The sequence below is a fragment of the Aquirufa antheringensis genome, assembly GCF_004307425.1.
In the GTDB taxonomy this organism is placed as follows: Bacteria; Bacteroidota; Bacteroidia; order Cytophagales; family Spirosomataceae; genus Aquirufa; species Aquirufa antheringensis.
In genome coordinates, this window is record NZ_SEWZ01000001.1 from 31442 (window position 1) to 44505 (window position 13064).

Consider the following 13064-nt stretch of genomic DNA (forward strand, 5'->3'; position numbering starts at 1 on the left):
TTAATTTCGAATTTGCTTAATAGAAAATTACTCTTCTGTTTTTTTAGTTGGCTTGATTCGTTTGATCGTAAATTCTGTCGAAACGCCTTTCATTACGGACTTAACCTCCGCCATATTTACTACTGGTAAGTATTTAGCGAACAAGAAGAATAACGTAAAGAATAAACCGAATGAGAAGATGTAATCACCGATATCATACATTGTAGGAGAGAACATCGCCCAAGATGAGGGTAAGTAGTCGCGGTGTAAAGACGTCACGATAATTACGAAACGCTCAAACCACATACCTACGTTTACCACGATAGATAAGAAGAAAGAAACCATCAAGTTCGTACGGATCGCTTTAGACCAGAACAATTGTGGAGAGATTACGTTACATGTCATCATCATCCAATAAGCCCACCAATATGGACCCGTTGCACGGTTAATGAAGGCATAGCTTTCATATTCCACACCTGAGTACCAAGCAATGAAGAATTCAGTTAAATAAGCGATACCTACTACGGAACCCGTTACCGTGATAACGATGTTCATCATTTCGATATGCTCAATCGTGATATAGTCCTCTAATTTGAAAACCACACGTGTGATTAACAATAGCGTTTGTACCATCGCGAAACCAGAGAAGATCGCACCTGCCACGAAATACGGAGGGAAGATTGTTGTGTGCCATCCTGGGATAACAGACGTTGCAAAGTCCATCGATACAATCGTGTGTACAGAAAGTACAAGAGGAGTAGAGATACCGGCTAAGATTAATGACATGTATTCATAACGTGCCCAAGTCTTAGAAGAACCAGTCCATCCTAAGCTGAAGAAACCATACCAAAACTTACGACCTGCAGTCGTCGCACGGTCACGAATCGTTGCCAAATCCGGCACAAGACCCATATACCAGAACAATAAAGAAACGGATAAATACGTAGAGATCGCAAAAACGTCCCAAACTAACGGAGAGTTAAAGTTAACCCAAAGTGAACCGAAAGCATTAGGAAGTGGTAAAGCCCAGTGAGCTAACCAAGGACGACCCATGTGCGCTAAGATGAACGATGCAGCACAAAGTACGGCAAAGATCGTCATCGCTTCCGCTGAGCGGTTGATGGAAGTTCTCCATTTTTGACGGAATAATAATAATACGGCAGAAATCAAGGTACCCGCGTGACCGATACCAACCCACCAAACGAAGTTAGTGATATCCCAAGCCCAACCTACGGTCTTATTTAATCCCCAAACGCCAATACCTTGCCACCAAGTGTAGAAAAGGCAATAAGCACCATACATGAATACAAGGACAGAGATCCCGAATGCAATTTTCCATTCTTTCGTAGGTTCTCCCTCTACTTGCTTACAAATATCGTGGGTAACATCGGAATAAGATTTTCCACCAGTAACTAGTTTCTCTCTTATGGGTGATACAACGTGCGACATATTTTTATTTACTGTTTTACGATTAAAAAATTATGCTTCTTTCTTAGCATCCTTGTTACGAACTTTCTTCAAGTAAGAAATATTAGGCTTCACGTTAATCTCTTCGATTACGTGGTAAGCACGTCCTTCTTTCTCTACTAATAATAATTTAGAGATCTCAGATGCTGGATCGTTCATATCTCCAAAAGTAATCGCGTTTGTAGGGCAAGATTGAGCACAAGCTACTTGAATTTCTCCATCTACTGGACGGCGTTTCTCTTTCTTCGCTTCTAACTTACCAGCTTGAATACGTTGAACGCACATCGAGCATTTTTCCATCACTCCACGAGAACGAACGGTTACGTCTGGGTTGATGACCATACGTCCTAAATCGTTGTTGAAGTTGAAATCGAAGTCATCTGTTTGGAAGTAACGGAACCAGTTGAAACGACGCACTTTGTATGGACAGTTATTTGCGCAATAACGTGTACCAATACAACGGTTATACGTCATTTGGTTTAGACCCTCAGTCGAGTGAGTCGTTGCTAATACTGGACAAACCGTCTCGCAAGGAGCGTTGTTACAGTGCTGGCATAACATCGGTTGGAAAACTACCTCTGGATTATCAGACGCAATTTCTAAACCTTTCAAATCTTCTACCTCAGCGTCAGATGAGTAATAACGGTCGATACGCATCCAGTGCATCTCACGACGGTTAATTACTTCTTGACGACCTACGACAGGAACGTTGTTTTCTGCATTACATGAAACCACACAAGCAGAACATCCTGTACAGGTATTTAAATCGATCACCATACCCCACGCGTGGTTATTGTATTCGTGACCGTTCCAAAGCGTTAAATCAGTCGCATCTTTTTCTCCTTCTGACGTTTTCACGCGAGGAGTGAAGCTTCCTGCTTTTGCATCTTTCGCAAAGTCAGCTAACACCGTTTCTTGAACGACTGCTTGACGTGCCATCACCGTTTGGTGCGTTTGCGTTTGAGCGATATCTTTTGTGTCGCCCGTTGCTGTGATAGAAACACCTTGTGTACAAGTTCCTACACAGGCTCCATTGATTTCAGAAATGAATGGATAAGCGTTCACACCCACACCGTCAGCAGACTTACCTGCCTTTGTGCGACCGTAACCGATGGCAATAGCGATGGTATCTTGAGCTTGGCCTGGTTGAACTAAAACAGGAAGAGATACTTTGTATCCTTTCGCGCTTACTTCCACTACATCACCTTGCTTTAATTTTAATTTAGTCGCAGTTGGTTGCGAAATAGCCGCATAATTGTCCCAACATGCTTTAGAAACTGGCTCAGGGAATTCTTGCAACCAAGGGTTGTTTGCTTGAGAACCTGTACCTAAACCTACTTTTTCATAAACTGTAATCTCTAAACCAGTAGAAGAAGCCGTATATGCTTTGCTAATCGCAGCAGCCGATGCATTCACATCAACGGATGGGCTAGCAGAAGAAACAGTAGCAGTCGTTGGTTCAAATACACCATCGTGTAATGCATTGTTCCAAGCTACTTTACCACCTTTTAAGATGTTTTTCTCCCAGTTGCTCTCTAAGTAGGCTGCAAAATCAGCTGACAAACCTGCCCAAGTTAAGAAACTTGATTGTGCTTGACGTGTTTTGAATATCGTAGAGATCGTAGGTTGTGTTAAGGAATAGAAACCAGCTTTAGGCTCTGCATCATTCCATGATTCTAAGAAGTGTGAATCTGGTGCGATGAATTGACATAAGGAAGCCGTTTCATCAGCGCGATCGTTTGTTGCTAAGCTTAAACCAACTTTCGGAAGAGCAGCTGCTAGAGCGGCACCCATTGGGTGGTTGTAGACTGGGTTTGCATTGTAGAAGATAACGGCTGCGATTGAACCCGCACCTGCTTCTTTAATGAAGTTAGCCATTGCCATGTCGTTACCTTGACGGTAGTTAACAGCTAAGCCAGTATTGATCGTTGTGCCATAAGCGCCTACTAAAGCGTTTGTAGCAGCAATAATTTTTTGAACCTCTGGGTCATTCGAACCTGCTACGATGATAGAAGCTCCTTTAGAAGCGACTAAATCCTTCGCTGCTTTCTCTAAGTGATCTACTTTAACCGATGCACCTGCGATAGTCGCAGCTCCAGTTAATTTAGCCACCGCGTTGTATAAGGCAACCGCTACTAAACCTTCTTGTGATGGTTTGTAAGATGCACGGTAATCTGCATTCGCACCTGTATTCGAAAGGATGGTCTCGAATTGGTAGTGACGAGACATATCTTTTTTGCCTCCTTTTTCAGAGCTAACACGGCGAGTGATCGCCCATTGTGCAGCAAATTCAGTAGGAGCAATCCAAGAACCTAAGAAATCAGCACCTACAGAAACAATTGTTTTTGCTTGGCTGAAATCAATGTTAGGTAAAACGCCACCGTGTGCTTGTGTTAAACCATAAGCTGGGTTTGCGTCATACGTAATATGTTGTGTTGTTGGGTATTTCGCTGCGAAATCTGCAATCACTTTCTTCGTAGTAGGAGAAAGGATGGTATTAGAAACGATGCGGATTTGACCACCTTTGGCAGCCACCTCAGCTAATTTCGCAGTGAAATCTTTATCTAAAGACGTCCAATCCGTTGCTTTGCCAGCAGCTTGAGGGCCTTTTAATTTTTCATTATCATATAGACTCAAAACAGAGGCATGCGCACGACCTGAAAGAACACCTTTCGAGATAGACGATGATTTGTTTCCTTCGATTTTGATCGGACGACCTTCACGTGTCTTTACTAAGATAGAAGCATAGTCGCCTCCGTCTGTGTAAGTAGACGCGTACCAGTTAGCGATTGTAGGCTCTACATCTTCAGGTTTGTTCAAGTAAGGAATGGTATTCTTTACCGGAGACTCGCAAGCTGCTAAAGAAACAGCCGCTACTCCAAAACCTAACATCTTTAGAAAATCACGACGATGAGTCCCTGCTCCATCTACTAAAGAATCTCCTTTAGCATCCGTTTCAGATGGCATATTGCCAAACTCATTGTGGATATTTTTGACAAACGATGGCTCATTGGTTAACTCCTCAATCCCTTTCCAATACCTCTTGTTCGAATTTTCCATATAATCTTTCTTATTCAGACTAAAATTGAATCTATTTTATTTCTATTAATAGTGACACTTAGAGCATTCTAAGCCACCGATGTTTTGCACTTTCAAAGGAGTTTTGCTGTCCTTGTTGTGAACCTCTACTAATTTGTCGTAGTAAGCGTTACCTTTTGCATTCACGTCTGTTTGACGGTGGCAATCGATACACCAACCCATCGTTAAAGAAGAACGTTGCTCTACTACTTCCATTTTTTCGATCTCACCGTGGCAGTTTTTACATTCTAAGCCACCTACGTTTGTGTGTTGTGAGTGGTTGAAGTAGGCCAAATCAGGTAAGTTGTGTACACGCACCCATTGGATAGGTTCGTCTTTTTCTAACGCTTTGTAGATTTTTTGAATCTCTGGAGACTCACGCTTGATCGCATTATGGCAGTTCATACAAATATTTGCCGATGGAACGTTAGCTCCTTTGCCTTCGTAAACACCTGTGTGGCAATAGTTACAGTTGATTTGGTATTGACCTGCGTGTAATTTGTGCGAAAATTTAATCGGTTGCTCTGGTGCATATCCTTGGTGGATACCTACACCATAGGCTGCGTCAATCGTTGCTTTACCACCTAATAATAAGACCAAAACAATTATTCCTGTCTTTACCGCAGAATTAGCTGCTAAAGACTTAGCATTCTCCGATACTCTTTCGAAAAAAGACTTGCTTGGATCTGCTTCAGCTGCCTTCGATAATTTGCTTAATGAATTAACGATCGAAAGTAAGGCGATTAATACGATGACCATAATGATCAATAAGCCTACTAATAGCACTTCCATCATTCCTCCAGACGATTGAGCCGCCGGAGCCGCCGCACCTGCTGCTGGAGCTGCACCTGCTGCCGGAGCCGCTGGAGCTGCATTAGAAGCATCGATGTATGCGATAATTCCTTTGATTTGCGCCTCTGAGAAGTTTGGATAAGGTGTCATCGCAGCCTTATTAAACTTATTGTACAAGTCATTTGCGTACTTGTCTCCTGAAGCGATTACTGCTTGTGGATTGTGTACCCATTTAACGATCCATTCGATCGGACGACGCTCGCTAATTCCCTTTAAACCAGGTCCTACCAAAACTTCATCAGTGGATGCGTGACAAGCCGCACAGTTGTTTTTAAATAGTGTTTCGCCTTCTGCTGCATCCTGTGCGAGCATTGCTGTCGTTGAAGCAATTAAGAATAAGAAGGAAAATAGAAACTTAACGAGAGTTAATTTTTTGCAACACATAAATATAGATTTTCTCATATTAATTCAGTCCGCAAAACTACAATTCGATTTTTTAGGAAACAATTAATTCTCTATTCAATTTTTGTATTTTTTTAATCGGATTTATTATTTAGAATTTTTCAAAATAACGCTTCAGGACATTAATTGAATTATTTTTAGATAAAATTGTATCTAGTGTATGGGCATAAAAAAACCTTCCGGTTTGGAAGGTTTTTAGAGGTTTCGAGCGGATTCGAACCGCTGTAGAAGGTTTTGCAGACCTCTGCCTAGCCACTCGGCCACGAAACCAATTAATTGGGATGCAAATTTAGCTTTTTTTTAGACAAAGGCAAGGCGGCAGATGAAAAATTAGTCGCTAGTTGCTAGTCGATAGTCGATAGCCCTGGTAAAAATGTCAGCAAGCTTTGGCTATTTTAACTATTCACTATCGACTTGTGACTATCGACTATCGACTAGTGACTAGCGACTAGCGACTTGTGACTATCGACTATCGACTATCGACTAGTGACTAGCGACTATCGACTACCCCAACGTAAACACTGATATTTCCGGCGGCATCCCCACTCTACCTGGATACCCTAAATAGCCGTATCCGCGATTCACGTAGATTTGTTGTTCTCCTTCTTGGTACAAGCCAGCCCATTGTTTGTAGACATATTGAGCTGGAGACCAGCGCATTTCGGCGATTTTAACACCAAATTGTGTGCCGTGTGTATGGCCCGCAAAAGCCACATCGATGTCTTTATATTTCTTTGTTACTTCCGCATTCCAATGGGTCGGGTCATGCGATAAAAGGAGTTTGGCCGAAGCCTCTTCTGTTCCTTTGTGCGCTTTCTCTAAGTTGCCATACCAAGGGAAACGGCCTAATCCGATGTTTTGGACACCAATGATGGCTAATTTTTCGCCTGATTCTTCTAGGAAACGATGTTCGTCCATCAAGAGATCCCAGCCCATCAATTCATGGGCTTTCATAAGGTCTTGTAAGTTTTGTTTTTTCGCTGCCGGGCTATTCCATCGCACGTAATCTCCGTAGTCGTGATTCCCTAAGGTACTGAAAACGCCTAAGGGAGCTTTGACCTTATTGAACACGTCGAAGTAGTTCTGTACCTCTTTGGACTCATTATTGACTAAGTCCCCTGTGAAGAAAACCACATCCGCTTTTTCGCGCATTAGCATCTCCACACCCCCTTTAACGGCGGTTTTATTGAAGAATGACCCCGTATGGATATCGGAAATTTGGGCAATTTTAAGACCCTTAAAGGCAGAGGGCAAACCTTTGATTTTTAGCGGAATGTGTTCCACTGTATAGTCGTGGGCGCCTGAAATAATGCCAAAGGCAAAGGTCGCCGCAGGCACCGCTCCCACCGCCAAAGCCGCTTGGGACAAGAACTCGTGACGACTGATGGCGCTAGGGTCTTTCTTTAATACTTTTTTTGTCCCCCAACGGAAGAAACGGGTGATATCTTCTAACAATAAGAAGATAATAATAAACAGTTTAGTGATAACCGATATCATCACGATCGCCATAAAGGTGATCCGAATTTCATTTTTCCAAGCGTGTAATGGAAGGGCATTGTACGAAATAATACCGAGTAAAATGAAGATGGTAAATCCCCAAAAGGTATATTTTGCCGTGTTTTGCAGGCTATGTTTAGCATTTCGAAAAGCGGTTTTGACCGCCATCCAAACGTAATAGTCTAACGCGATTAACACAATACTGATAAAAGGCACAAAAAACATTTTATTCATAGCACTTAAACTATCTTTGCGATTCAATTGTTCCAAAGGTGCAAAATTACATGAAAAAGACGATAAGTATTTACGGGGGCGGTTGGGTAGGCGCACCATTGGCATTTAAACTGGCTTTAGCGGACTTCGATGTGCGTGTTTCAGCTTCCAGTGTTCATCAGCAAGCCGCTCATCCGAAGATCAAGGTCTTGGATTTCAGAGCAGAACCCGACATGCCAGCAGAAAATTGGTCTGCCATAAATGATTCAGAGGTCCAAATTTGGGCCATTCCTCCACGCCGCAAGAAAAATGCAGAAGAAACCTATCTCGCAATTTTGCAAGATTGGGTAGATAATTTGCCAGTAGGGTCAGCTAAGAAGCTCATTTTCCTTTCATCGACTTCGGTCTACTCAAACGTGTCTGATACAGTCGATGAAGAGTCGGGAATCAATGAAGATTCGTTAATGGCCAAAGCCGAAGCCATCGTCTCCTCCTCGAAAATCCCATCTGTCATCTTGCGTCTAGCAGGCCTTATGGGTGGAGATCGCTACGTAGCCAAATATTTCTCTGGCAAACGCAATGACGGCGCAAATTGCCCGATCAATTATGTGCACAAAGATGATGTGGTAGCTTTAATTGCCCTAGCCGCAGAGAAAATTGATTCAGGTATTTACAACATAGTGGCTCCTATTCATCCGACGAAAGGAGAAGTAGGCGAAAACGACATTGAACGTCGCGGAATGCCAGCCGGCTATTGGGATTATTCCATTTCTTGTTTAGGGGGCAAAATAGTTTCGGGCGATAAAATCTGCGACGAATTGAATTATGAATTCAGGTGGCCAGATCCTTTGGAATTTCCTTTATAATATTTGGGTCAAAATTGTGCTGCGCAATAATTTTTTACCCAAATATTATAAACGAAATCTCGTCTACATCTCTTCTCAAAAAAATTAAAGCATAAAGCATAAAGAATAAACGAGAGTAGAGATAAGAGAGTATAGAGAAGAGATAATGATGAATGGTAAGTGGTAAATGGTGAATGATTTTTAGAACTAGCTTATTCTCGCTGAATCGATTTAGAGAGTAGAAATAAGAGAGTATAGAGAAGAGAAAAGAAGTGGATGTTGCTTAAGGTTTTGAAATACCTCTAAGAATAATCGAAGAGAGCGAGGAGGTTTATGTTTTAAATATTTTGAGGGAAGCAAATCAGAAAATATTTGTGTAACGACATTTTCGATTTGCTTCCCTTAAAATTTTAAATAGACAATTCCGAAATCGCTAACCATGCCATTAAACCCGGCCCAATTCCCAAGGCTTTTTCATCTATATCAAAACTGGGCGTATGCACCCCACTCGTAATGCCGCGTTCGTCATTACGTACGCCTAAACGGTAGAAACACGCATCTACATGGTGTGTGTAGAAAGCGAAATCTTCGCCTGCCATCCAGAGATCAAGATCAACGACATTTTCAGCTCCCATATATTCGATGGCTGCGGCTTTCGAGCGACGCGTAAGCTCAGGGTTATTCTGTAAGAAAGGGTACCCTTTTAAGACCTCGAATTCGGCACGTCCGCCCATTGCATCTGCGATGCCTTCGGCGAGTTTTTTCATCTTTTCTAATCCTTCAGCGCGCCAGGTTTCATCCATTGCCCGGAAAGTGCCTGCGATGTTCACTTCGTCTGGAATGACGTTTGTGGCTCCTAGGCCTTCAATTTTGCCGAAAGTTAAAACGGATGGAAGTTTTGGGTTTTTGTTTCGGGAGATGATTTGTTGCATTGCCACGATGATGTGGGAAGCAATGACAATGGGGTCTATGCAGGCGTCTGGCATGGCGCCGTGGCCCCCTTTACCGATCACTTTGATATATAATTCATCCGTGCTGGCCATGTACATGCCTTCGCGGAAGCCGATTTTTCCGACAGGCACGTTGGTAGCCACGTGTTGGCCAAAAATGCTTGCCGGTTTTGGGTTTTCTAGGGCGCCTTCTTTGATCATGATGCTGGCGCCGCCTGGGGCTTTTTCTTCTGCTGGTTGGAAGAGTAATTTGATCGTTCCTTCGAATTCTCCGCGGACCTGTTGTAAAATGTGAGCCGTTCCTAATAGGGAAGCGGTGTGTACATCATGTCCGCAGGCGTGCATGACGCCAGGATTTTTAGATTTATAGGGAACGTCGTTTGTCTCCAAAATAGGAAGGGCATCCATGTCAGCACGAAGCGCTACAACTCTACTGTCCGGATTTTTTCCTTTGATTTCGGCGATGAGGCCGGTATTGGCAATTTTTTTGGCCTGAATACCCATCCGCTCTAGTTGTTCTAAAATGTAAGCCTGCGTCTGAAATTCCTGATACGAAAGCTCTGGATTCGCGTGAATGTGGTGGCGATTAACTAGGGTTTCGGGGGTAATTTCAGCGGAAAGCTGCTTGATTTTTTCCAATAAAGAAGGCATAGGCATTTGATTCATTTAGGCAAATCTACGAAATAGGACCTAATTCCGGGAATTCTTAACAAAAAAGCCACGCTATGCGCTTCATTTTCAGTCGATTATTTTTTAAATTGTTGAGCAAATTAAATCCGTTTGTCTATGGCTCAGAAAGTGTTGGTTTTGAATCAAGATTACAGTGCGTTGACGATTTGTTCGATGCCGAAGGCCTTTCTTTTGGTCTACCTCAATAAGGCAGAATTAGTGGCGGAATCCACCACCGCTAAATTGCATTCTGTTTCGAAAACGTTTCCCTACCCATCCGTCATTCGTTTGCAGCGTTATGTCTATTTTCCTTTTAAAGGGGTGATGTTAAATCGCCAAAATATTTTGAAGCGGGACAATCATACCTGTCAATATTGTGGTTCGAAAGATTTCTTGACGATGGATCATGTATTGCCCAAATCACGTCAGGGGCGCACTTCCTGGGATAATTTAGTGACTGCGTGCAAGTATTGCAATTCGAAGAAAGGCTATATGACGCCAGAAGAAGCGGGAATGGTTTTAGCGCGCCAGCCATTTAGGCCATCTTTTGTTATGTTTTTGCGAAATTTTTCTGGAATTTTGGATCAACAATGGGCGCCGTTCGTTGGGGCTAAACTGGAGACCACCACATGAGTTTTAAAATATCGTTTATCGGTGCAGGAAACGTTACCTGGCACATCGCAAAGGCCTTAGAAAATGCCGGAAATTCTGTTCAAGAAGTCTTCAGTCGAGAGCCTTCCAAGGCAAAAGACCTCGTTTCCTATTTATACAATGCGAAAGTGCACGAAGATTTAGATTTTTCGGAATCCGCAGCCACCGTCTTTTTTCTTTGTGTCCCAGAATCGGCATACCCAGAAGTATTGAAGGAATTATTATTGCCCAAATACGCGACACTAATCTTGGTTAGTGGTACATTCTCGCTGGCAGAGGCTAATTTGTTATACGATCCATCGCGCGAAAGCACGAATCAAATGGGGGTGTTTTTTCCAGTACAACATTTGGAATCAGGTCGTCGTATTAAACTAGATCAGATGCCTATCTGCCTAGAAGTGATGGTAGAAGAGACGCAAAATACGTTAGTAGCCTTGGCAAAAGACATCACGGATGCAATGTACTTAGTGAATGGGGAAGAACGTAAAAAGATACACAAGGCGATGCTATTGGCTGGTGTATTAACCCAAAACCTGTGGTCCCACGCTCAAGAATTATTGCAATCAATTGAATTAGAACCTAGTTTGTTACACGGACTAGTCCAGCAACATGTACAGGCTTTCTTCACCAGTAAGCCACTTTCGAAGGAAATTTCGGATCCTCATTTACGTGAAGTGAATTTTCAAATAAATCAGATTCTAGAGCGTAATCTTATTTAATCAAGGGGCGGTCCATGTTTTGAATCACGATGTTTTTTGCGAATCCCAGGACGGTAATTTTGCCTGATTCTGTCGGGTAAAAATAGTACAAGCTGTCGCCAGCGGTATTTTTTTGGATAGAAGGTGGGATGACCTGCTTTTGGCTTAACGAATAATCCAAGGCATCCATTATCTGGATCATCTTCGCATCTTTAAATGACGCTTTAAGTGACACAGGAGCGCCTACGCGAATTGAAATCTGAAGTGCCTTCGTCGCACTATCCAACTTGCTGGTTTTTTTAGCCTGAATTTCCTGCCCCCAGGTATCCACCTGATTGACGACATCCTGAGGTAAAACGCGCTTCACTTGTTTGGATTTCATCTCTTTAACCACCGCTGCGGTATCTAGACGTTTTGTAAAATCGCAAGCTGATACAGCAAAAAGGGCAAAAAGTAGGGTTACGTATTTCATAGAATTAGGGGATGTCCACAAAGGTATTCGAAACTAGGGCAAAGGGCAATGAATTTAATTACTATCTTTGCAACGATTTTTTTAACCCAACATGTTATGCTGGAGCAGCTAGAGGCCATCCGAGAACGATTTTTAGAAGTAGAACAACAAATTGCGATGCCAGAAGTGGTGTCTGACTTGAAGAAATTCAAGACCTTGAGTAAAGAATACAAGGATTTGCAGAAGATTGTAGATCAGTATTTGGCTTACCAAAACTTATTAGGCTCCATCGAGGAGGCGAAACAAGTGATCGCTACAGAAAAAGACGAGGATTTTCGCGACATGGCGAAGGCGGAATTAGAAGAATTAGTTCCAGCAGAAAAAGAAATGCAGGAGGTTCTAAAGGAGATGTTAATCCCTCGTGACCCGAACGATTCCAAAGACTGTATCCTCGAGGTTCGCGCCGGAGCGGGTGGTGATGAGGCATCGATTTTTGCCGGAGATATCTTCCGCATGTACCAGCGTTACGCGGAGAAAATGGGTTGGACGTTCCAAATCATGGACTTCACCGACGGTACCGCAGGTGGTTACAAAGAGATTATCGCGTCCGTTCAGGGCGAAGATGTATATGCCAAAATGAAATTTGAATCAGGTGTTCACCGCGTTCAACGTGTTCCAGCAACGGAATCAGCAGGCCGTATCCACACTTCCGCAGCTACCGTGGCTGTGATGCCTGAGGCTGATGAGGTAGACGTTCAAATCAATATGAACGATATCCGCAAGGACACCTTCTGTTCTTCTGGAGCGGGTGGTCAGTCTGTAAATACAACCTATTCAGCCGTTCGTGTGACCCACATTCCATCTGGCTTAGTGGTGCAATGCCAGGATGAACGTTCTCAAATCAAGAACTTTGACAAAGCGATGACGGTTTTACGTTCTCGTTTATATGAAATTGAATTAGCGAAACGCAACGCGGAGATCGCCGGAAATCGCAAGTCGATGGTAGGGACAGGAGACCGTTCGGACAAAATTAGAACATACAATTACCCTCAAGGCCGCGTAACGGATCACCGGATCGGCTTAACCGTTTATAATCTTCCTGTCGTGATGGACGGCGAAATTGGTGATTTTATCGAGCAATTGAGGATAGCGGAGAATGCGGAGAGGTTGACTGAAGGGGCGGTTTAATTTTTTTATTGTGGCTAAAAATGGCCTACGTCATATTTTATCGCCACAATAAAAAATTTAAACTCTTGGTAAAAAATGCAAAAATGGCCTACGTCATAATTTTCGTAAAAAGTCCTTTTAAACC

At 42.9% G+C, this 13064-nt stretch carries 10 protein-coding genes and 1 tRNA gene; 4 read left to right on the forward strand and 7 right to left on the reverse strand.

The genetic code is table 11. The features are described 5' to 3' along the window. Positions 1–27: 27 nt before the first annotated feature. The 5 genes from nrfD to EWU21_RS00215 all read right to left on the reverse strand — a co-directional run bounded on the left by nrfD (position 28) and on the right by EWU21_RS00215 (position 7509). The gene (nrfD, locus tag EWU21_RS00195) at positions 28–1428 is read right to left on the reverse strand and encodes an NrfD/PsrC family molybdoenzyme membrane anchor subunit (RefSeq protein WP_130894775.1); all 1401 of its coding nucleotides are present in this window, start codon (positions 1426–1428) and stop codon (positions 28–30) included. A 30-nt stretch (positions 1429–1458) separates the two neighbouring features. Then, the gene (locus EWU21_RS00200) at positions 1459–4506 is read right to left on the reverse strand and encodes a TAT-variant-translocated molybdopterin oxidoreductase (RefSeq protein WP_130894776.1); all 3048 of its coding nucleotides are present in this window, start codon (positions 4504–4506) and stop codon (positions 1459–1461) included. A gap of 45 nt (positions 4507–4551) precedes the next feature. After that, on the reverse strand, positions 4552–5760 hold the full coding sequence (locus EWU21_RS00205; RefSeq protein WP_236633152.1) for a cytochrome c3 family protein: 1209 nt from the start codon (positions 5758–5760) through the stop codon (positions 4552–4554). Between the two features lie 217 nt (positions 5761–5977). Then, positions 5978–6048: transfer RNA gene (locus tag EWU21_RS00210), tRNA-Cys, on the reverse strand. 234 nt (positions 6049–6282) lie between these two features. Further along, positions 6283–7509 (reverse strand): metallophosphoesterase, encoded by a 1227-nt coding sequence (locus EWU21_RS00215; protein ID WP_130894778.1) that lies wholly within the window; start codon positions 7507–7509, stop codon positions 6283–6285. Between the two features lie 50 nt (positions 7510–7559). On the opposite strand from EWU21_RS00215, the gene EWU21_RS00220 reads away from it, so the two are divergent. Beyond that, the gene (locus tag EWU21_RS00220; RefSeq protein WP_130894779.1) at positions 7560–8354 is read left to right on the forward strand and encodes a Rossmann-fold NAD(P)-binding domain-containing protein; all 795 of its coding nucleotides are present in this window, start codon (positions 7560–7562) and stop codon (positions 8352–8354) included. Between the two features lie 389 nt (positions 8355–8743). Here the strand turns inward: EWU21_RS00220 and EWU21_RS00225 are convergent, their stop codons facing one another. Then, a complete protein-coding gene (locus tag EWU21_RS00225) occupies positions 8744–9949 on the reverse strand; it encodes a M20 metallopeptidase family protein (protein ID WP_236633153.1) in 1206 nt (401 codons plus the stop codon). 120 nt (positions 9950–10069) lie between these two features. Between EWU21_RS00225 and EWU21_RS00230 the strand changes: the two genes are divergently transcribed. Continuing rightward, positions 10070–10585 carry an HNH endonuclease gene (locus EWU21_RS00230; protein ID WP_130894781.1) on the forward strand — a complete coding sequence of 172 codons (516 nt, stop codon included), beginning with the start codon at positions 10070–10072 and terminating at the stop codon, positions 10583–10585. Beyond that, positions 10582–11322: a DUF2520 domain-containing protein gene (locus EWU21_RS00235; protein ID WP_130894782.1), complete on the forward strand. Its 741-nt coding sequence runs from the start codon at positions 10582–10584 to the stop codon at positions 11320–11322. Before EWU21_RS00230 ends, EWU21_RS00235 begins: the two co-directional genes overlap by 4 nt. Here EWU21_RS00235 and EWU21_RS00240 read toward each other — a convergent pair. Then, positions 11315–11773, reverse strand: a complete 459-nt coding sequence (locus tag EWU21_RS00240; protein WP_130894783.1) for a hypothetical protein — start codon at positions 11771–11773, stop codon at positions 11315–11317. The two genes, EWU21_RS00235 and EWU21_RS00240, sit on opposite strands and share 8 nt — an antisense overlap. A gap of 96 nt (positions 11774–11869) precedes the next feature. Here EWU21_RS00240 and prfA point away from each other — a divergent pair, with 96 nt between their 5' ends. After that, entirely contained in the window at positions 11870–12940 is a 1071-nt protein-coding gene (prfA, locus tag EWU21_RS00245) for a peptide chain release factor 1 (protein WP_130894784.1), read from the forward strand. Positions 12941–13064 lie beyond the last annotated feature (124 nt).